The organism is Mesorhizobium sp. M0030 (assembly GCF_040323695.1).
GTDB lineage: Bacteria > Pseudomonadota > Alphaproteobacteria > Rhizobiales > Rhizobiaceae > Mesorhizobium.
In genome coordinates, this window is the sequence record NZ_JAMYVE010000028.1 from 1 (window position 1) to 19355 (window position 19355).

At 61.6% G+C, this 19355-nt stretch carries 20 protein-coding genes and 1 pseudogene; 12 read left to right on the plus strand and 9 right to left on the minus strand.

Annotated elements, in window-relative coordinates; translation table 11 throughout:
- Positions 1-479 (plus strand): Crp/Fnr family transcriptional regulator (locus NKJ80_RS30520; RefSeq protein WP_352498916.1); only part of this gene is annotated, 479 nt, incomplete at its 5' end.
- Positions 480-1017: 538 nt separating this feature from the next.
- On the opposite strand, the gene NKJ80_RS30525 is transcribed toward NKJ80_RS30520, so the two are convergent.
- The 7 genes from NKJ80_RS30525 to panB all read right to left on the minus strand — a co-directional run bounded on the left by NKJ80_RS30525 (position 1018) and on the right by panB (position 6293).
- A complete protein-coding gene (locus NKJ80_RS30525; protein ID WP_023708080.1) occupies positions 1018-1992 on the minus strand; it encodes a hypothetical protein in 975 nt (324 codons plus the stop codon).
- A gap of 170 nt (positions 1993-2162) precedes the next feature.
- On the minus strand, positions 2163-2573 hold the full coding sequence (locus NKJ80_RS30530) for a DUF2285 domain-containing protein (protein WP_023673629.1): 411 nt from the start codon (positions 2571-2573) through the stop codon (positions 2163-2165).
- A gap of 58 nt (positions 2574-2631) precedes the next feature.
- Positions 2632-3006, minus strand: a complete 375-nt coding sequence (locus NKJ80_RS30535; protein WP_352498917.1) for a transcriptional regulator domain-containing protein — start codon at positions 3004-3006, stop codon at positions 2632-2634.
- Positions 3007-3028: 22 nt separating this feature from the next.
- Positions 3029-3661, minus strand: coding sequence for an acyl-homoserine-lactone synthase (locus NKJ80_RS30540; RefSeq protein WP_352498918.1), 633 nt, complete (start codon positions 3659-3661; stop codon positions 3029-3031).
- Positions 3662-3753: 92 nt separating this feature from the next.
- Complete coding sequence (locus NKJ80_RS30545; RefSeq protein ID WP_023673631.1) at positions 3754-4479, minus strand: LuxR family transcriptional regulator; 726 nt, start codon at positions 4477-4479, stop codon at positions 3754-3756.
- A 93-nt stretch (positions 4480-4572) separates the two neighbouring features.
- The gene (gene panC, locus NKJ80_RS30550) at positions 4573-5436 is read right to left on the minus strand and encodes a pantoate--beta-alanine ligase (protein ID WP_023808077.1); all 864 of its coding nucleotides are present in this window, start codon (positions 5434-5436) and stop codon (positions 4573-4575) included.
- Complete coding sequence (gene panB / locus NKJ80_RS30555; protein WP_352498919.1) at positions 5433-6293, minus strand: 3-methyl-2-oxobutanoate hydroxymethyltransferase; 861 nt, start codon at positions 6291-6293, stop codon at positions 5433-5435. Before panB ends, panC begins: the two co-directional genes overlap by 4 nt.
- A gap of 162 nt (positions 6294-6455) precedes the next feature.
- Between panB and NKJ80_RS30560 the strand changes: the two genes are divergently transcribed.
- From NKJ80_RS30560 to groL, 11 genes are all read left to right on the plus strand, one after another.
- Positions 6456-7424, plus strand: a complete 969-nt coding sequence (locus tag NKJ80_RS30560) for an NUDIX hydrolase (protein ID WP_023673634.1) — start codon at positions 6456-6458, stop codon at positions 7422-7424.
- A 67-nt stretch (positions 7425-7491) separates the two neighbouring features.
- The gene (nadA, locus tag NKJ80_RS30565; protein ID WP_352498920.1) at positions 7492-8466 is read left to right on the plus strand and encodes a quinolinate synthase NadA; all 975 of its coding nucleotides are present in this window, start codon (positions 7492-7494) and stop codon (positions 8464-8466) included.
- Positions 8463-10004, plus strand: coding sequence for an L-aspartate oxidase (locus NKJ80_RS30570; protein WP_352498921.1), 1542 nt, complete (start codon positions 8463-8465; stop codon positions 10002-10004). Before nadA ends, NKJ80_RS30570 begins: the two co-directional genes overlap by 4 nt.
- Entirely contained in the window at positions 10004-10858 is an 855-nt protein-coding gene (gene nadC, locus NKJ80_RS30575) for a carboxylating nicotinate-nucleotide diphosphorylase (protein WP_352447893.1), read from the plus strand. The genes NKJ80_RS30570 and nadC overlap by 1 nt, the downstream gene beginning before the upstream one ends.
- A 92-nt stretch (positions 10859-10950) precedes the next feature.
- Entirely contained in the window at positions 10951-11964 is a 1014-nt protein-coding gene (gene bioB / locus NKJ80_RS30580; RefSeq protein WP_023727898.1) for a biotin synthase BioB, read from the plus strand.
- Entirely contained in the window at positions 11961-13112 is a 1152-nt protein-coding gene (locus NKJ80_RS30585) for an 8-amino-7-oxononanoate synthase (protein ID WP_352498922.1), read from the plus strand. The genes bioB and NKJ80_RS30585 overlap by 4 nt, the downstream gene beginning before the upstream one ends.
- Positions 13109-13744, plus strand: coding sequence for a dethiobiotin synthase (gene bioD / locus NKJ80_RS30590; protein ID WP_023673640.1), 636 nt, complete (start codon positions 13109-13111; stop codon positions 13742-13744). Before NKJ80_RS30585 ends, bioD begins: the two co-directional genes overlap by 4 nt.
- Positions 13744-15009 (plus strand): adenosylmethionine--8-amino-7-oxononanoate transaminase, encoded by a 1266-nt coding sequence (locus NKJ80_RS30595; protein ID WP_023673641.1) that lies wholly within the window; start codon positions 13744-13746, stop codon positions 15007-15009. The genes bioD and NKJ80_RS30595 overlap by 1 nt, the downstream gene beginning before the upstream one ends.
- Positions 15006-15989: a 3-oxopimeloyl-[acyl-carrier-protein] synthase BioZ gene (gene bioZ / locus NKJ80_RS30600; RefSeq protein WP_023685574.1), complete on the plus strand. Its 984-nt coding sequence runs from the start codon at positions 15006-15008 to the stop codon at positions 15987-15989. The genes NKJ80_RS30595 and bioZ overlap by 4 nt, the downstream gene beginning before the upstream one ends.
- A 431-nt stretch (positions 15990-16420) precedes the next feature.
- Positions 16421-16717, plus strand: a complete 297-nt coding sequence (gene groES / locus NKJ80_RS30605) for a co-chaperone GroES (protein WP_019863563.1) — start codon at positions 16421-16423, stop codon at positions 16715-16717.
- A gap of 63 nt (positions 16718-16780) precedes the next feature.
- Positions 16781-18445 (plus strand): chaperonin GroEL, encoded by a 1665-nt coding sequence (gene groL, locus NKJ80_RS30610; RefSeq protein WP_286460910.1) that lies wholly within the window; start codon positions 16781-16783, stop codon positions 18443-18445.
- 423 nt (positions 18446-18868) lie between these two features.
- Here groL and NKJ80_RS31555 read toward each other — a convergent pair whose 3' ends face one another.
- Complete coding sequence (locus tag NKJ80_RS31555) at positions 18869-19105, minus strand: hypothetical protein (protein WP_023743439.1); 237 nt, start codon at positions 19103-19105, stop codon at positions 18869-18871.
- Between the two features lie 41 nt (positions 19106-19146).
- Positions 19147-19305: pseudogene (locus NKJ80_RS30615) on the minus strand (ATP-binding protein); the annotation flags it as partial.
- Positions 19306-19355 lie beyond the last annotated feature (50 nt).

Genomic DNA, 19355 nt, shown 5'->3' on the forward strand with positions numbered 1-19355 from the left:
TGACCGGCTCAGCGCTTATCATGGGCGATGACCGGTCAACGCACGATTGTTACGTCCAATTAGAGGCCCGAGCCTTTGTTATCGATGCGGGCCTCTTCACCAAGGCGCTTTTGACAAGCCCAACCCTGCGAAGTTTTCTGCTCCGCTACGTTCACTACTTTCACCTCCAGGCAAGCTTCACCGCGCTCAGCAATGCCCGGATGAACATAGTCGACAGGCTCTCAAGATGGCTGGTGATGTGTGATGATCGCGTCGACGGGAACAGCTTTGCGATTACGCACGAGTTCTTATCAGTTATGCTCGGTGTCAGGCGGCCCGGCGTCACCATAGCGCTGCAAACCTTGGAGGGCCAAGGTCTGATACGCTCAATGCGAGGAGAGGTAGTCATTCTTGATCGCGCGCGTCTAATTGCGCTGGCAGATGGGTCATATGGCAGGGCTGAAGCCGAATACGCTCGGCTAGTCGGCAAACTGCATTGATCGCAGGCGCCGCGGCGTCCGTAGCGCCGCGACGGTGATCGCCAACGAATGTGCTCGAACAGGAGATGGTCGATCTCCTGCATTGGAGTCACGTAAGCCGCCTAGACAGAGCCTTCACCGCCGACGTTGCCGAGCATCGGGATCCACGACGAAGCTGTCATGCCGGCACCGCTGCATGCGCCGCGCGAGGAACAAACCGCCCCTCGCCTTCGTTCAGGATCCCGAAGCACGATACGGCTGTGCACCACCTTCCGGCCACTCAAAGGAGACCCGAGACGACTCGGTCCGTAAAGGAGGTTTTCGAAGAGCATCTGAGGCTTCGCGCGGCAGGCGATATCGAGGAGGATCTCTTGGGCGCACTGCCATCTAACCTCGATTAAACAGGCACTGATGCGCTGGCTGGAGCAATGGCGAGACTCATTGCACCAGCCAAGTTCAGGGCATATGCAGACAACCGCTTTTGGCCCGGAACAGATCGATTGGCGGCATAGCCTTATCTTCCCTCACAACGGGAAGGCTGTTTCGGGACTTTTCGAAATCAGCGGATCACAGGCTCGCCATGGAAGCGGCGGCGCGATGGAGGAGAAACGCCGAAGCCAACTTCCATCATCAGCCGTGGCCTGTGCGACGGCACGGTGCCCATATGGAACCCGAACGGATCCTCGACGAAACCGAAACCGGCCTTGCCGGTCAGCGTGACCGGACTCTGCTTGCCGTAGACGTCCAGAATCTCTTGCGCTGGATGGCCGACGACAAGCGTAAATTGGTGCTTGAGGGCGCGGCGATCATGGCTGCCGCGAACATAGATATGCGGGCCGGTCCCCTCGTCGACGGGCACCAGATAGAAAAAGAACTTCAGCATCCGCCAGTCGTCCAGGTCGAAGTGGTATTTGCCGAGCGAAGCCAGGTTCTTGTCCGCGTCCGACGCCTGGCCGGTCGGGAAGCTCCACCAGACGCGCGTCGTGATCAGCGTCGCCTGGCCGCCGAGATAGTGCGCCGCGATATCCATGAGCAGCGGATCGTTTTGGATGGCAACGGCCGACTTACAGCCCAGAATGCGCTCGAAATAATGGCCGCTGAGCAACGGACGGCCAAATCGCGCCTCAGCCTCCGCATGCTCCGCCGGCATGAACTCGAGTCGGCGATCGAAATTGCCGAAACAAGGTGTGCACCTGGCGAATGCGGCTACATCTTCAGCCACCATTGCAGGCAGGACAAGGCCGGGAAAAAGCCCATCCATCCGCAGCGCGTCGACAACGTCGTGGCAATTGACACCGGCAAACATCGTGTCCTGGGCTCTTTGCGGCCTTCGGACCGGCTTTGCACCACGCCAGTGCATTCTCCGTGCCGGCATGGTGCGCGCCAACATGAACATGGGCAGCCACGCCGGGTTCTCGCGAATATCCGACAGGTAGGTCGGAATGCGTACGGCTATGCGACGCAGCATGCTGCCGTTTCGCGCGATTGTCTCAAGGCTTGCAGCGCCGGCTTTGTCGGAGTTCATAACGGTCATCGGGGTCCTCAGGTCATGAATGCACTTATCGACGAAGTTGGGTCCCGGTGTTTCGCCGAAACCCGATTCGCCGCGGAAGAACTAGGCGCTTGCCACGTTTTGTGCAACGCACCATTGCAGTGAGAAAATGGAGGTTGCGCGTTCGTATAAGACAATCGCAACCACTCCAATTACCTCAGGAACTGTCTGTAGCCGCCGCCCATCAGGTAGCGGCCGCGTTGGATGGCGCGACGTACCTGATCGCGAAGATGGCCGCCTGGATGACGCCAATCTTCTTCGACACGGCGTCTCCCGAACAAGGCAATGGCGACCTCCTGATGAGATGCTCCCGCCAGCGAGCCATCCAAAGCCTGCAGTACAATACGCAGACGCGCTCCGCGGTGTTCCGGCGGAAAGCAAGCAGCTGACACGCGGCGGCAATCATTGATGTCGTTCAGGAACTGAAGGGCAGCGACATGGAACTTGAGGTGCTGCGGCTGAAGGATCGCGTCGACATATAGCCGCAACGGGCGGAGTACGGACGCACCGGAAACGGCGATCTGCAGACTCCGGCAGTTCTCCCTCAGCAGCACGTGCTGCATGCCCGCAGCTGTCAGCAGGATGTCCTTGCAGCATGAGAGCGAAGAAAGGTGAAGCGGTTCAAAATCGTGGTCGAGCCCCAGCGGCTCCGCGGCCGCTCGTAGAATACAGGCGCAATCGCGCGGATCCCAAAAGACCCTCGCCGATGTAGCGTCCGACTGTGGCGCGTCCGCGAAAAAGGAGGCTCCATTGTCTTAGGAAAGCTGATTCTGTCGTCAACTCGATTATCTTCATGTCGGCCTGGGTTCCGACAAAGCAGGCGGACGGTGCCATTTTGGCGTGGTCGCGCTGGAATTGTGGATTGCGCCGAAGAAACTCCCAGGCCCAGCCAGTGCGTGGCAATCGTCTGGCGTAGTGGTAAGCGTCCTGGCGACGCCAGTCCGGCCAGCATACAAGGCCGACCGTCGCTTCCTTGGACAAACCAGCATCCTTCATGGCACAGGTGTCCACAATGGCGCTATGCTGACGGGCCTAGAACCGGTTGCCACAGTACCGGTCCGCTCAGACGTCCCCTGCTGCGGATGCGCAAAAGGCTCGCGTGGGAAATCTCGAGAAACCCAGCCACCGCCTCCGTTTTGCCGACGCACTTGGGTTCTCCGATGCGCGACAATGGCCACGTAGCAAGGCGGAGGATCCGCTCCATGCGCGTGTCCGTCACCGTTACGATCCGGGTCAGATCCTTGGCCAAGCCGAACTCGATCATGCCCGCGAAGAGCTCGTAGGTCGCCTGACCCAGCCCGCCCGCTGCCTTGGGCGCCGACGGAGGAAGATCGAGCGCGAAACGACTGCTCTCCCATATGTCGGTGGTCGAGGGCACGACGTCAGCACCCAGCAGCACCGGGAAGGTGTCGCGCAACATTGTGGGTCCGGTGCTGGGCAAAAGACGCACGCAACCGCGAATTCGCCAGTCGGATCCTTTGAGGAGCAGATAGACAGGCTTGAGAGCATCAAACGGATCGGATTCCATCTGGTCTTCGGTATCAACTTCCCAATCGAGCCTTTCCTTGAACACCCGAAACCTGAGCCCGTGCATCTCTTTGAGCTCGCCTGCAAAATCACTGTAAAAGTCTGGTGCTATCAGTTGCATCATGGTCGCCTCCATGTGGGATGTGTTCCCGCCATCGAAGGGCAAAGCTGACAGCGATGCAGCCTGTAGAGGTTTACAGGTATCGTGGCTGAGAATCAGGATCTCGTCAGGCCGGAGGCAGCCATTCGTGCAACGGCTTGGTTGATCGTTCGAACGCCAAACTTTGCCTTGGCGTTTTCCAGATGAAAGGTCACGGTGCGCTTTGAGACGCCGAGAAGCTGGCTAGTATCCCAAGCCGACTTGCCGCGCGCCGCCCATTTCAGGCACTCGAACTCCCGCGGGGTGAGCGTTACACCATCCACCACGCGATGATCGGCGAGCCTTCGCCGGACATGGATATGAAAGTTGATGGCCACCAGCTGCAATGCTTTTTCGTAACGTGCCAGTGACCGCAACAGAGGCGGACGGGACTCGTCGGAAGCAAAGGTCAGGGCAGCAAACCGGCCGAGATGATCATGCATGGACATCGTCAGGCCGCCGCAGATGCCAAACTCAGCCGCACTCTCTAGAATTTGTTGCTGCGAATTCGGCAGACCGTGCCGAGCGCGATCCACACCCCAATCGAATGTATCCCAGCCTTGCAGCCCGCGCAGGATGACCGGATCGAGACTGTGGTACCGCTGTTGCAGATAACGTGACGTCCAGGATGAAGGATAGTTTGAAATCAATTGGGGGGCGTCGCCGGAGGCTGACGGGTAGGTGAAATAGGCGAATAGCGGGAAGTCGAAGCCGGCTGCAGCGGAGGCCATTGCCTCACAGAGATCGGCAGCATCAACACTTGCAGACAGTTGCTCGACGAAGTTCTCAAACACGCGATGCATGTGTCCTGTGCGTAACCTCCGTAACGCTCAATGCCAGGCAGAGACCTTGTTTTAGATGATCCCGGACGAATACGGCGCGTGCCGAGAACGTGGCTAATCTGTTGAACCAATCCGAAATAGTCTGACGTTGTCTATGAGCCGTGTGCCGCCGAGCCAGGCGGCGGCAAGCAACCGTGCCGGTCGATCGAGGCTTGTTATCGGCTGCAGATCTGCCTCATCGCGAAGTTCCAGGTATTCGACCTCGCGATAGCCTGCAGTCAGAATTGCTGCGCGAGATTCTGCAAGCGTTGGCATGATGGGTGAGCCGCGCTCAAGCCGCTCAGCCGTCTTGAGCAGGACCGATGATAGCTTGGGAGCAACAGCGCGTTCCGCTGGCGAGAGCCGCACATTGCGCGATGATAGCGCAAGACCGTCGGCTTCACGGACTGTTGGACAGGCAACAATGGTGATTGGAATATCCAGATCCCGGGCCATGCGCCTGACCAGGTGAATTTGCTGAAAGTCCTTTTCGCCAAAGAAGCCGAAGTCAGCGCTGGTCTGCAGGAAGAGCTTGGCGACGACGGTCGCCACGCCGTCGAAATGCCCCGGCCGGAATGTACCGCACAGGCCTTCGCTGACACCGCAAACCGAAACGGTGGTGGCGAAGCCCGCCGGATACATCTCCTCTGCATCTGGCGCATAAAGCAGGTGCGCGCCAACCGGTGCCAGTTTGGCGGCATCCTCGTTCTCGGTGCGGGGATACGCGGCAAGATCGGCCTGGCTGTTGAATTGCTTCGGGTTGACGAAGAGCGTCACTATCACACGGTCTGCCTTCTCGAGTGCAGCGCGCACCAGGCTGAGATGGCCCTCATGCAGGACGCCCATCGTTGGCACCAGGGCTATCCTCACACCTTCGCAGCGCCATGCGGCGACGCTTTCGCGAAGCTGGTCAACGCTCCTGACGATCGGCACGCTCACGCTGCTTCTCCGCTCTTGGTGGCGTCCGTGTCGGCGGGCTTGGGCGCATCGGCAAACACGTGCTCTGCGGCGGGAAACTGGCGCTCCTTCACCTCGCGCGCATAGGAAGCGATCGCAGCCGCAGCCGCCTCCCGGAGTTCAGCATAGCGCTTGACGAACTTGGGCCGGAAGTCGCCGAAGAGGCCCAGCATGTCGTCGACGACGAGAATCTGGCCGTCACAGGCTGCCGAGGCACCGATGCCAATGGTCGGGGTCGCCACCTCCTTGGTGATCCGGCGGGCGAGCGCCTCCGGAACCTTCTCCAGGACGACCGCAAAGGCGCCCGCTTCGCCCACCGCAATTGCGTCGCGCCTGATGCGCTCGGCATCCCCGCCCCTGCCCTGTACGCGGTAGCCACCGATGGTGTTGATGGCCTGCGGCGTCAATCCGACATGGGCCATGACGGGCACGCCGCGTGCGGCGAGGAAGCCGATCGTCTCTGCCATCGCTTCGCCGCCTTCGAGCTTGACGGCCGTGCAGCCGGTCTCGGCCATGACGCGCGCAGCATTGCGGAAAGCCTGCTCTGGGCTTTCCTCGTAGGAACCGAACGGCAGGTCGACCACCATCAGCGCCTGCTTGATGCCACGGCGCACCGCCTGGCCGTGCGTGATCATCATCTCCAGCGTGACACCGAGCGTCGAGGGCAGGCCGTGGAGAACCATGCCGACGCTGTCGCCGACGAGCACCACATCACAATGGGGATCGACAAGCCGGGCGACTGGGGTGGTGTAGGCGGTAAGGCAGACGAGCGGCGTCCCACCTTTGCGCGAACGAATATCCGGCAATGTGATCGCCCTGGTGTCACCATAAGCGCTCATGGGACCCTCCTTCCCCTACGTTACCAGCTGCGGCTGTCGCCTTTGGCACATTTTTGTGCAGGTGCGAAGAGCAAAAAAATGGCCATGCAGCTGCGGGGTGTTGACGTGCCAATTGGCACGCTTACACTAAATCGATTAAGGTGCCCCCGAGCTGGCCAAATAATGGACGATCAGGCAATAGGACTCAGGAAAGACAGAGCCGCCGGCAAGGCCGACAACGTCAAAGTGGACTTGATCGCCTTTGTGGTCGCCGTAAACGGCAGTCAACCCTGTGTCCTCACCATCGGCCAGGCGGACACCTTGCCCTCCGGTCCCTTTGCGCTTGAGCACCGATCGCTGCAATCCGGCTTGAGGGGGTGGGTCGAGCAGCAAACCGGCCATCGGCTGGGGTACATTGAGCAACTCTACACGTTCGCGGATCGGGATCGCATCGGCGCCGAGCGCCAGCAGCGCGTCATCTCCATCAGCTATCTCGCATTGACGCGCAAGGAACAGGCAGCGGGCTCGCCCAAGTGCGGATGGCAGAGTTGGTATGAATATTTTCCATGGGAGGACCACCGCTCCGGCACGCCTGCGGTCGTGCTGGACGTTCTGCGGCCGCGCCTGATCGAATGGGCAAACGGCGTTGGCGATTCGGCCACGCGACGTGAACGCTGGCAGCGGGCGACGATAGCCTTTGGCTTCGACGACCGCCTTTGGAACGAGGAACTCACGCTTCAACGCTATGAGTTAGTCTACGAAGCAGGCCTGGTCCAAGAGGCCGTAAGAGGGCGGGACGCAGGACCCCCGCCGCTGGTGCCCAGCAAGTCCATGGTCGCCGATCATCGCCGCATCGTGGCGACCGGCATTGCGCGGCTGCGCTCCAAGATCAAATACCGCCCAGTCGTCTTTGAGCTGATGCCGCCGGTCTTCACGCTTTTGCAGCTGCAGCGAACCGTGGAGGCGCTCGCCGGCAGGCTCATCCACAAGCCGAACTTTCGCCGACTGATCGAACAGCAGGAGCTGGTCGAGGAGACCGGAGAGGCCACCACTGAGACCGGCGGCCGGCCAGCGAAGCTTTTCCGTTTCCGCCACGCCGTTCTCGACGATAGGCTCATCGCCGGGACAAAATTGCCGCTGGCGCGGGGTTGACATCCCTTATACTCACAGCAAGTATATGCTGGTTATTTTCGGTTAGAGTATAAGCGGGAGGGGGTCGATGGGCGCCATGCTGCCTAGGGCCGCGTTGCTCTACGAGCGCGTCCGACGAGTGATCCCGCCGATCGAATGGCCGGCTTTCGCCGAGGATATCGAGGCGATCCTTGCGCTGAAGCGCGAGCGCAACGCGATCATCCTGGCGCACAACTATCAGACGCCCGAGATCTTCCACTGCGTGGCCGACATCGTCGGCGACAGCTTGGCACTAGCCCGCACGGCCGCGACGGTCGAGGCGCAAGTCATCGTGCTGGCCGGCGTCCATTTCATGGCCGAAACGGCCAAGCTCCTTAATCCGGGCAAGACCGTGCTCATTCCGGATCTCAGCGCCGGTTGCTCGTTGGCGGACTCAATCACGGCAGAAGACGTGTGCTTGATGCGCCAGCGTTATCCCGGCGTTCCGATCATCACTTATGTAAATACGTCCGCCGAAGTGAAGGCCGAGTCGGATATCTGCTGTACATCCGGCAACGCCAAGGCGGTCGTCGAATCCCTTGGGGTTCTCCGGGTGATCATGTTGCCGGACGAATATCTGGCCCAGAATATCGCCGCTCAGACAGATGTGCAGATCATCGCCTGGAAAGGGCGTTGCGAGGTGCATGAGCGCTTTACACCGGCCGACATCCGCGAGTTGCGCGAAAGCCATCCCGGCGTGGTCGTGCTCGCCCATCCCGAATGCCCGCCCGACGTCGTGGCTGAAGCCGATTTTTCCGGCTCGACGGCTGCCATGTCCGACTATGTCGAAAGGCAAAGGCCGCCACGTGTCGTGCTGATGACGGAATGCTCAATGAGCGACAACGTCGCGTTAGCGCACCCAGAGGTCGAGTTCATCCGGCCTTGCAATTTGTGCCCGCATATGAAGCGGATCACGCTTGCCAACATCCGCACGGCGCTCGAGCAGAACCACCATGTCGTAACCGTCGAACCCGGGATCGCCGGGCGCGCGCGGCTAGCGGTCGAACGGATGCTGGCAGTTTGAGCGCCGACCCCCGCAGCTTCTTCGGGCGGCCCATCATCATCGGCGGCGGCATCGCCGGACTGATGACCGCCCTTCAACTGTCGCCGGAGCCGGTGCTTCTTCTGTCAAGGTCGCTGCTGGGAGCTGACAACTCGAGCACCTGGGCCCAGGGGGGCCTGGCTGCAAGTTTCGGCGAAGACGACGATCCGGCAATGCACCTGGCCGATACGGTTGCCGCCGGGGATGGTCTCTGCGACAGAGACGTGGCGAGCCGCATCCTCCAAGCCGCGCCCAAGGCCATAGAGGGGCTTGCGGGCTTTGGGGTTCGCTTTGACCGCACGCCGGAAGGATCACTGTGCCTCGGATTGGAGGCCGCACACAGCCGACGTCGCATCGTTCATGCGCATGGGGACGGCACCGGGCGTGAGATCATGCGTGCGCTGATCGCGGCTGTGCGTTCCACTCCGTCGATAGTTGTCGTGGAGGGCGTGGAAGCGCGCCGGCTCGCCGTGCGAGAGAATGCGATCCGAGGCGTCTGGGCGAGCTGTTCGATCGCACCTTTCTTCTTCGGCTCACGGCGGGTCGTCCTCGCCACCGGTGGCATCGGGGGACTGTTTTTCGACACCACGAACCCTTGGGGCAGTTGCGGACAAGGCCTTGCGCTTGCGGCCCGCGCTGGAGCTGTCCTAGCCGACCTCGAATTCATCCAGTTCCACCCGACCGCGCTTGACGGCCCAGAACGCCCAATGGCGCTGGTCAGCGAGGCTGTGCGAGGCGAAGGTGCTGCCCTGATCGATGAAACCGGCCAGGCTTTTCTCCAGAGCGTGCCAGGGGCGGAACTTGCGCCTCGCGATGTCTTGGCCCGCGCCGTGTGGAACCACCTTGCGGACGGCCACCATGTTTTTCTCGATGCCCGACAACGGCCAGGCCCGGCATTCGCTCGACATTTCCCGACAATCGCATCAGCCTGCCTTGGAGCCGGCATCAATCCCGCGCGCGATCTCATCCCCATTCGTCCGGCCCAACACTACCACATGGGTGGCGTTGCCGTGGACAGCTCGGGCAGGACCTCCGTCAAGGGGCTGTGGGCCTGCGGCGAAGTCGCTTCGACAGGACTGCATGGCGCCAACAGGCTCGCCAGCAATTCCTTGACGGAGGCAATCGTGTGCGCCCGCTGGGTCGCTGAAAGCGTCGCCGGAACGCCTGCGCGCAGAACAAGGCCTGCGTTTGCGAACGTTTACCCACCGCCCGCTCCGATAGCCGTGCGCGTTTTTCTGTCGCGCGCACTCGGCATCGTCCGGGATGGTCAAGCGTTGAAAGCAGCCGCGCGTGCCTTATTGCCGCTCGCCGAAAGCAAGGATGCGGTCTCGGATCCGGCGGCTGTCGGGCTAATGATTGCTGTTGCCGCCTTGTTGCGCGAAGAAAGCCGCGGCGCTCATTACCGGACAGATTTTCCTCATCATGCGACTGCCGCCCGACGGTCCGAAATCACGCTCGAAGCCGCCTTGGCGGCTGCGCGGGAACTCGGACACTCGCCAAGCTCCGAAGGTGCAAAGTGATGATGCTCTCACCGCTCCCCACGGTCCTGCTTGAGCCGCTTGTACGGGCATCTCTTCTTGAAGACCTTGGCAGAGCCGGCGACTTGACCACGGACGCCATCGTCCCGAAGGAATACCAAGCGGGAACCGTGTTGGTGGCGCGACAGTCCGGAGTTGTCGCCGGCATCGATCTGGCGATGCTCGCTTTCGGCATGATTGATCCTGGTGTCGAAATCTCCGTGGAGCGGACAGACGGCTGCAATGTCGTGGATGGAGAGGTCATTGCATCAGTGGTTGGCCCGGCCCGAGCCATTCTCACAGCGGAAAGGACGGCACTCAATTTTTTGTGCCATCTGAGCGGCATCGCCACAGCAACGGCATCGATCGTCGCTGCGGTTCGTGGATATGGCGCGAAGATCGTCTGCACCCGCAAGACAACGCCCGGATTGCGGGCAGTCGAAAAGTATGCCGTGCGCGCAGGTGGCGGGTCCAATCACCGCTTCGGCCTGGACGATGCAATTTTGATCAAGGACAACCACATCGCCATCGCAGGCGGCGTCCGGCCAGCGCTCGAGCGAGCACGAAGAGCAGCCGGTCATCTCGTCAAGATCGAAGTCGAGGTCGATACTCTGGCCCAGTTGGAGGAGGTACTTGGCTTCGCTCCCGATGCGGTTCTGCTCGACAACATGTCCCTCCCCGATCTTCGCCGCGCCGTCGCAATGGTCGGTGGCCGCGCTATCACCGAGGCTTCTGGCGGGATCACGTCGCATACAGCGCGAGCGGTTGCCGCGACCGGCGTTGATCTGATTTCGGTCGGCCGACTCATCCACAGCGCGCCGATCCTGGATATCGGCCTCGACCATCGGGGCTCATGATTGTCTGAGTAACGAACAGGATTGGGTCAACTGTCCTTTCCGATCATCATAGTCAGATAGCAAAGACCCGCAAGACAGACCGGAGGAACAGCATGGAGATGCAAACGACAAGTTCAACGCAGACATCGCCGCACGCTCAATCGCCTGACCCGCCTGACGCTGGAGCGTGGACCCTGGAAAAGGCTCAGGCACTTTACCATGCCCCCTTCAACAATCTCCTCTTCCTGGCGCAGACCGTGCACCGCCAGAATTTCGATCCAAACAAGGTCCAGCTCAGCCGGCTGCTCAGCATCAAGACCGGAGGATGCCCGGAGGATTGTGGCTATTGCAGCCAGTCGGCGCGTCACGAAACCGGGTTGGAGGCGTCCAAGCTGATGGATGTCAGGCGCGTCATCGCCGAAGCGACCAAGGCGCGTGATGCCGGCGCCACCCGTTATTGCATGGGCGCGGCCTGGCGAAACCCCAAGGCGCGCGACATGGATGCGGTGGTGGCGATGGTCGAAGGCGTCAAGGCGCTGGGCCTGGAGACCTGCATGACACTCGGCATGCTCGATCTTGAGCAAGCCGCTCGACTGAAGCAGGCGGGTCTCGACTACTACAACCACAACATCGATACGTCAGAACGCTACTATAGCGAGATCATCGGTACGCGGAGCTTTGCCGAGCGGCTCGAGACGCTCGAGCACGTTCGCAAATCCGGCATCAAGGTCTGCTGTGGAGGCATTGTCGGCATGGGCGAGGAGCCGGTGGACCGGATCGACATGCTGGTGACGCTGGCCAATCTCCCGGAACATCCGCAAAGCGTTCCGATCAACATGCTGATCCCGATCGCCGGTACGCCGCTTGCAGACGCCAAGCCCATTGAGCCGATCGAATTCGTGCGCGTGATCGCGCTGGCGCGCATCATGATGCCGAAATCGCATGTCCGTCTGTCCGCCGGCCGCACCGCGATGACCGACGAGATGCAGGCGCTGTGCTTTTTTGCCGGCGCCAACTCGATCTTCTTCGGCGACACGCTGCTGACGGCGGACAATCCCGGTGAGGACAAGGATACCCTGCTGTTCCGGCGCCTTGGCATCGATCCGATGGAACTCGAGGCGCAATGAACGGGGCGCTGCTTGCCCGTTTTGATGCGACCTTGCAGGGACTAGCGCGCAAGGACCGGCTGCGGACGCTTTCGCCCCGCGCCGGGCTGGACTTCTCGTCGAACGACTATCTCGGGCTGGCCGCGTCCAGAAGACTTGGCGATGCGGTTGTGGCGGCGATTGCGCGGGGCACGCTGGTTGGCGCCACCGGGTCGCGGCTGTTGCGCGGCAATGCACCGGAACACGAGCAGCTCGAGGCAGATGCGGCGGCATTCTTTGGAGCCGACCGCGCGCTGTTCTTCGGCAGCGGCTACATCGCCAACTTCGCTCTGCTGAGTGCCCTGCCGCAGAAGGGCGATCTTTTGGTCCTCGATGAGCTCGCCCATGCCAGCATGCATGAGGGTGCGCAGGCCGGGCGCGCACAGTTCGTGCTGGCCGCGCACAACGACGCCACCGCTGTCGAGGATGCGATTACACGGTGGCGCGTCGCAGGCGGCATGGGATGCGTCTGGATCGCGGTGGAAAGCCTTTACAGCATGGATGGCGACTGCGCGCCTTTGGAGAGCCTGGTCGCACTTGCCGATCGGCACGGCGCATTCATCGTCATTGATGAGGCGCATGCCACCGGCGTCTGGGGACCGGATGGCCGGGGGCTTGCCGCCGCTTTCGAGGGCCGCGACAACATCATAGCGCTCCACACCTGCGGCAAGGCGCTCGGCGCATCTGGTGGGCTCGTCACCGGGCCGAGGGCACTGTGCGAATATCTGATCAACCGTTGCCGGCCATTCATCTACGCAACCGCGCCATCGCCACTGATGGCGGTCGTGGCGCGCGAGGCACTCGCAATGCTCGCCGACGAGCCTATGCGGCGTGTTCAGCTGCATGAACGCGTCGCCAGCGCCGGCCGGTTGGTCAATCGCTGGGGTGTGACACCAAGTGGCTCTCAGATCCAGCCCTTAGTAATCGGCGATGTCAGGCGCACCATGGCAGTGGCGGCGCGCCTGCAGGCCCGCGGCTTCGACATACGCGGCGTTCGTCCTCCGACCGTGCCCGAGGGCACGTCGCGGCTGCGCATCTCACTGACGCTCAATATTGGCGAAGCCGACATTTCCGCCATGGTCGAGGCGCTGGTCGAGGTGTTGGCCCAAACATCACCGGAGGCGATATGACCCAACGCATCGTCATCACCGGAACGGATACCGGAGTTGGCAAGACCGTGTTTGCGGCTGGGCTCGCCGGTTTGCTGGACGGCTTTTACTGGAAACCGGTGCAATCGGGCCTCGACGGCGAGACCGACAGCGAGGTTGTCGCGCGGCTTGCGGGCTTGCCCTCAGAGCGCGTGCTGCCGGAAGCCTACCGCTTGCGGAGCCCGCTGTCGCCGCATCGTTCGGCCGAGATCGACGGCGTGGCGATCAAGGCTGCCGATCTTGCTTTTCCCGTCCTACCGACGCCGCTCGTCATCGAAGGCTCCGGCGGCCTAATGGTGCCGCTCAACCGGCGCACAAGGTTAATCGACATCTTCGCTGAATGGCGGCTGCCCGTTATTCTGTGCGCCCGCACCACACTCGGCACCATCAACCACACCTTGCTATCGGTCGAGGCGCTCCGCGCACGCTCCATCCCGTTGGCGGGCATCGCTTTCATCGGCGATGAGATGGCCGATACGCAACGGACCATCGTGGAATTCAGCGGTGCCCCGCAGCTCGGCAGGCTGCCGCACCTCGATGTGCTGACGGGCAAAACACTGAGGGACGCAATGGTTGCCGGCTTCGCCTTCGCCTCGATTACTGGAGGTGACTGATGTCGCAGTCTCATGTGTGGCATCCCTTCACCCAGCACGCACTCGAGCCTGCGATCCCAGAAATCGTCCTGACTGAGGGCGCCTATCTCCACAGGGCCGACGGCGCCCGCATCCTGGACGCCATCTCCTCCTGGTGGGTCGTCACACATGGCCACCGCCATCCCCGCATCATGAAGGCAATCGAGACAACCGCGTCGAGCCTCGACCAGATTATCTTTGCGGGCTTCACGCACGAGCCGGCAGAGCGCTTGGCCAAGGCGCTTGTCGGCCTCGCTCCCGCTGGACTCGACTGGGTGTTCTATTCCGACAGTGGCTCGACCTCAGTCGAAGTCGCGCTGAAGATGGCGCTCGGTTATTTCCGCAACATCGGCGCGCCGCGCTCGCGCATCGTCGTCATGGAGCACAGCTATCATGGTGACACGATTGGAACGATGAGCGTCGGTGCGCGTGGCGTGTTCAACGCCGCCTATGAACCCTTGCTGTTCGAGGTCGACATCATCCCCTTTCCGGCCGCGGGGCACGAGCAGGAGACGCTGGATCGTTTCGAGGCTGTGACCCGCGATCGACGAGCCGCAGCCTTGATCGTCGAGCCGCTGGTGCTGGGCGCCGGCGGCATGCTGATGTATCCAGCATCGGTTCTGGCCGAATTGAAGAAGATCACTGAGGCCTCCGGCTCGCTGCTGATCGCCGACGAGGTGATGACCGGCTGGGGACGCACCGGAACCATGTTCGCCTGCGAGCAGGCATCGATTTCTCCAGATATCCTGTGCACCTCCAAAGGCTTGACTGGCGGCACCATCCCGCTGGCCGTAACGCTTGTCACCGATGCCATCTTCCGGGCGCACTATTCCGAGGACCGGAAGAAGACGTTTTTCCATTCGAGCTCCTACACCGCCAATCCGATTGCCTGTGCGGCAGCACTCGCCAATGTCGAGATCTGGCGCGACGAGCCAGTGGCCGGGCGGATCACGGCCTTGAGCGTGATGCAGGCCGTCGGGCTGCAACGCTTTCGGGACAATCCATATTTTGCCGACTGTCGAGCCACGGGAACGATCGCGGCGCTCGACCTGCGAACCGGTTCAGCAGGTTATCTCGCCGAGATTGGTCCGAAGCTGCGCGCTTTCTTCCTCGAGCGCGGCCTGCTTGTGCGCCCGCTCGGCAATGTCCTCTACCTTCTGCCACCCTATTGCATCGCAGGCGACGAGCTCGAACGACTCTATGACGCCATCGAGGAGGCCGGGGAACGCTTCGGGTCAAGGCCATGAGCAAGTCGTCGCGCATTCTCGGACTTGGCCATCACGTGCCTGGGCGCAAGGTGGCCAATGCCGAGATCGAGAGCAATCTCGGCCTCGAGCCGGGCTGGATCGAAAGGCGTACCGGAATCCGTTCGCGCTTCTGGGCAACGGACGAAGACACGCTGTCGGGTCTTGCCACCCGGGCTGGCGACATGGCGCTGGTGAACGCCGGTATTGCGCGCCACGACATCGGTCTGCTGTTGCTTGCCACCTCGACGCCCGACCATCTTCTGCCGCCAAGCGCGCCGCTGGTCGCACACAAGCTTGGCCTTGGCCGCGCAGGCGCGGTCGATCTGACCGGCGCCTGCGCCGGCTTCATCTATGCGCTCATGTTTGCGGACGGGTTCACCCGCCTGCATGGCAAACCAGCGCTGGTCATCGCCGCCAACATCCTCAGCCGCCGCATCAATCCAGCCGAGCGCGCGAGCTCAGTCTTGTTCGCCGATGCCGCCGGCGCCCTGGTGATCGGTCAGTGCGATGATGCTGATCGGGGCATTCTCGGTGCCTCGGTGGCTTCGGACGGCTCGCGCTACGGGCTGATCCAGATTCCCGCAGGAGGAAGCAACACGCCGTTCCATGGCGACCTCGACCTCGGGCAGACCCGGATGACGATGACCGACGGGCCCGAAGTGTTCGCAAAAGCCGTCGAGATGATGACCGATTGCTCGACAGCCGCGCTAGCCACTGCGGGAGTGCGGCCACACAATGTCGGCCGGTTTGTGCCGCATCAGGCCAATACTCGGATTTTCGGCGCGGTCGGAAGAAACCTCGGCATTGCGGACCAAGCAATTGTCAAGACGATTGCCGAATACGGCAACTCTTCGGCCGCGACGGTCCCGCTGTCGCTCTCGCTCGCCAACCAGATGAAGCCATTCCAGCCAGGAGAGAAAATCCTTCTGGCGGCGGCGGGTGCGGGTCTCAGCGGCGGCGCTCTCGTGGTTGGAATCTAGCCGGCCGGCTCACGCGCGCAGGATTGGTCATGAACGGCAATAGGAGCAACAGAACCAATGCCAAAAATGGCCTTCTGAAGCTCGACATGACCAAGCTGACGCAGCACGACCCGTGCGAGCCTCTGGATGAGTTCAAATGCAACACCCGTTGCACCAATCGTACCATCTGAATAAAGCTCAATTACAAAGGGTGAGCCGCCCCATATATGTCGGATACCCGACATTGTTCACATAAAAGGCTCGATGCTTACACGCTCTTTGCTGCCTGCTCTTTGCTGTCTTCTCTTTTCTCTTTGCTCTTTGCTCTTCCGTCTTGACTAGCAGGAGCCTGCGGCTTATCTCATTGCCGCGTTAGCACTCGCTTCGGCTGAGTGCTAGGCATGCTCCGGCAACGGAGCACCGTTCAACATCCGCACCAAGGAAATCCAAAAATGGCAAAGTCGAATTTCCGGCCGCTGCATGACCGCGTGGTCGTACGCCGGGTCGAATCCGAATCCAAGACCGCCGGCGGGATCATCATCCCGGATACGGCGAAGGAAAAGCCGCAGGAAGGCGAGATCATCGCCGTCGGCTCCGGCGCTCGCGACGAAGCCGGCAAGCTGGTCCCGCTGGACGTCAAGGCCGGCGACCGCATCCTGTTCGGCAAGTGGTCGGGCACCGAAGTCAAGCTCAATGGCGAAGACCTTCTGATCATGAAGGAATCCGACATTATGGGCATCATCGGCTGATTATCGGCCTCACCGTCAACTGAATTTCGGGCTTGATCGCAAGCCCCTGCCAGGAGCTAAAAAATGGCTGCCAAAGACGTAAAATTCTCCCGCGACGCCCGCGAGCGCATGCTTCACGGCATCAACATCCTCGCCGACGCGGTGAAGGTGACCCTCGGCCCCAAGGGCCGCAACGTCGTCATCGACAAGTCGTTCGGCGCACCGCGCATCACCAAGGACGGCGTCACCGTCGCCAAGGAAATCGAACTTTCCGACAAGTTCGAAAACATGGGCGCGCAGATGATCCGCGAAGTTGCTTCGAAGACCAACGACATCGCCGGTGATGGCACCACGACCGCGACCGTCCTGGCGCAGTCGATCGTCCAGGAAGGTAACAAGGCCGTTGCCGCCGGCATGAACCCGATGGACCTGAAGCGCGGCATCGACCTGGCCGTGACCGAAGTGGTCGCGGCTCTCGGCAACGCTGCCAAGAAGATCAAGACCTCCGAGGAAGTTGCCCAGGTCGGCACGATCGCCGGCAATGGCGACGAGTCGGTCGGCAAGATGATCGCCGAAGCGATGCAGAAGGTCGGCAATGAAGGCGTCATCACGGTTGAAGAAGCCAAGACCGCCGAGACCGAGCTGGAAGTCGTCGAAGGCATGCAGTTCGACCGCGGCTATCTCTCGCCCTACTTCGTCACCAACGCCGACAAGATGGTTGCCGAGCTCGAGGACGTCTACATCCTCCTGCACGAGAAGAAGCTGTCCAACCTCCAGGCCATGCTGCCGGTTCTCGAAGCCGTCGTGCAGACCTCCAAGCCGCTGCTCATCATCTCGGAAGACGTCGAAGGCGAGGCTCTGGCCACGCTGGTCGTCAACAAGCTGCGCGGTGGCCTGAAGATCGCCGCCGTCAAGGCGCCGGGCTTCGGTGATCGCCGCAAGGCCATGCTGGAAGACATCGCCATCCTCACCGGTGGCCAGGTCATTTCGGAAGACCTCGGCATCAAGCTCGAGAATGTCGGCCTCAACATGCTCGGCCGCGCCAAGAAGGTGTCGATCTCCAAGGAGAACACCACCATTGTCGACGGCGCCGGCAAGAAGGACGAGATCCAGGGCCGCGTTGCCCAGATCAAGCAGCAGATCGAAGAGACCACGTCGGACTACGACAAGGAGAAGCTGCAGGAACGTCTGGCGAAGCTCGCGGGCGGCGTCGCGGTGATCCGCGTCGGCGGCGCGACGGAAGTCGAAGTCAAGGAAAAGAAGGACCGCGTCGACGACGCCCTCAACGCGACCCGCGCGGCCGTGGAAGAAGGCATCGTTGCAGGCGGCGGCGTCGCTCTCCTGCGCGCTTCGGCCAACATCAAGGTCACCGGCGTCAATGCCGACCAGGCTGCCGGAATCAACATCGTTCGCCGTGCACTGCAGGCTCCGGCCCGTCAGATCGCTTCGAACGCAGGTGCTGAAGCTTCGATCGTTGCCGGCAAGATCCTCGACAACAAGGGCGCGACCTACGGCTACAACGCCCAGACCGGCGAGTATGGCGACATGATCGCCATGGGCATCGTCGACCCGGTCAAGGTCGTTCGCACCGCTCTCCAGGACGCGGCCTCGGTCGCCGGCCTGCTCGTCACCACCGAAGCCATGATCGCGGAGGCTCCCAAGAAGGAGTCGGCCGGCGGCGGCATGCCTGGCGGCATGGGCGGCGGCGGCATGGGCGGCATGGGCGGCATGGGCGGTATGGATTTTTAATCCAGCCCCTATCAACTTACAGCGGACAGGGCGGCAGCAATGCCGCCCTTTCCTTGTGTGCCGAACATGATCGAAACCTTGGAGTGCGTCCCGAGGATCTCGTTCGAGCCTCACCGCATGGTCGAGAATTAGGATCTTGTCTGATCGAGCAATTCGCGGGCTCAACCTGGTCAAACCGGCGCCCCCTACGAACTGCCCGATCCTTGAGGATTCCGCTGCGCGACAATCACGATGATTCATTCAGTTGGTAGCTATAGGCGGTGAATCATGAGGGGCATTGAGGAGCGTGGCAAGGCGCCCATCTCGGCATTTAACTCCATCGAGCGTGATATCAGGGACAATTCTCTCATCGGAACCGGCGGCTGGCGTTGAAGGACCCGGTGAATCATCCTGATCTATACTGGAGCAGACGCGCTCTGAGCCTCAAGAGCGTTTCCTCCTCTGAGTATCCTTGATCTGCCGCTGGACATTCTCGTTGATATTGCTGAGCGGCTCAGCCCGATGGATCTGCTGAGGATTTCGCACACAAATCAAGAGCTGCGTGTCGCCGCGATGATAGTCGCAACGCCTCAGCGTCTCATCCTCCTCGCCGAAGGGCTTGAGCCCAGGTCTCAGACCATTGCCCTGGAGGGCCTCGGAGCAGGCGTGGGTGGCGGACATAGCAGCCTGTCCCATACCTATGAATACGTTTGGCTGAAGCAGACCGATGGCTGCGCGTCGAAGCCGAAGCCGTCGAGTTCGCGGACAAACGGGAACTGCGCGATCTTGCTCGACATGAGCGTGTCGAGCTGGTCGCGGATCGCCGTCAACTTCAGCCGATCCAGGATTGCGATCAGCAGGTCATGATCTAGGGTCGTCATCACCAGCTCCCTCCGGCCGCCGCTTCGTACTCGGCGAGTGGCCGCAGCAA

Excerpts from the sequence above, each read along its gene's own strand:
- NKJ80_RS30530 (WP_023673629.1), bottom strand. The coding sequence starts at position 2,573 with ATGCAGCACGTGCTGCTGAGGGAGAACTGCCGGAGTCTGCAGATCGCC.
- nadA (WP_352498920.1), top strand. The coding sequence starts at position 7,492 with ATGGGCGCCATGCTGCCTAGGGCCGCGTTGCTCTACGAGCGCGTCCGA.
- NKJ80_RS30525 (WP_023708080.1), bottom strand. The coding sequence starts at position 1,992 with ATGACCGTTATGAACTCCGACAAAGCCGGCGCTGCAAGCCTTGAGACA.
- NKJ80_RS30545 (WP_023673631.1), bottom strand. The coding sequence starts at position 4,479 with ATGCATCGCGTGTTTGAGAACTTCGTCGAGCAACTGTCTGCAAGTGTT.
- NKJ80_RS30585 (WP_352498922.1), top strand. The coding sequence starts at position 11,961 with ATGAACGGGGCGCTGCTTGCCCGTTTTGATGCGACCTTGCAGGGACTA.
- bioB (WP_023727898.1), top strand. The coding sequence starts at position 10,951 with ATGGAGATGCAAACGACAAGTTCAACGCAGACATCGCCGCACGCTCAA.
- groES (WP_019863563.1), top strand. The coding sequence starts at position 16,421 with ATGGCAAAGTCGAATTTCCGGCCGCTGCATGACCGCGTGGTCGTACGC.
- panB (WP_352498919.1), bottom strand. The coding sequence starts at position 6,293 with ATGAGCGCTTATGGTGACACCAGGGCGATCACATTGCCGGATATTCGT.
- nadC (WP_352447893.1), top strand. The coding sequence starts at position 10,004 with ATGATGCTCTCACCGCTCCCCACGGTCCTGCTTGAGCCGCTTGTACGG.
- NKJ80_RS30560 (WP_023673634.1), top strand. The coding sequence starts at position 6,456 with ATGGACGATCAGGCAATAGGACTCAGGAAAGACAGAGCCGCCGGCAAG.
- bioD (WP_023673640.1), top strand. The coding sequence starts at position 13,109 with ATGACCCAACGCATCGTCATCACCGGAACGGATACCGGAGTTGGCAAG.
- NKJ80_RS31555 (WP_023743439.1), bottom strand. The coding sequence starts at position 19,105 with ATGTCCGCCACCCACGCCTGCTCCGAGGCCCTCCAGGGCAATGGTCTG.
- groL (WP_286460910.1), top strand. The coding sequence starts at position 16,781 with ATGGCTGCCAAAGACGTAAAATTCTCCCGCGACGCCCGCGAGCGCATG.
- bioZ (WP_023685574.1), top strand. The coding sequence starts at position 15,006 with ATGAGCAAGTCGTCGCGCATTCTCGGACTTGGCCATCACGTGCCTGGG.
- NKJ80_RS30595 (WP_023673641.1), top strand. The coding sequence starts at position 13,744 with ATGTCGCAGTCTCATGTGTGGCATCCCTTCACCCAGCACGCACTCGAG.
- NKJ80_RS30535 (WP_352498917.1), bottom strand. The coding sequence starts at position 3,006 with ATGAAGGATGCTGGTTTGTCCAAGGAAGCGACGGTCGGCCTTGTATGC.
- NKJ80_RS30540 (WP_352498918.1), bottom strand. The coding sequence starts at position 3,661 with ATGATGCAACTGATAGCACCAGACTTTTACAGTGATTTTGCAGGCGAG.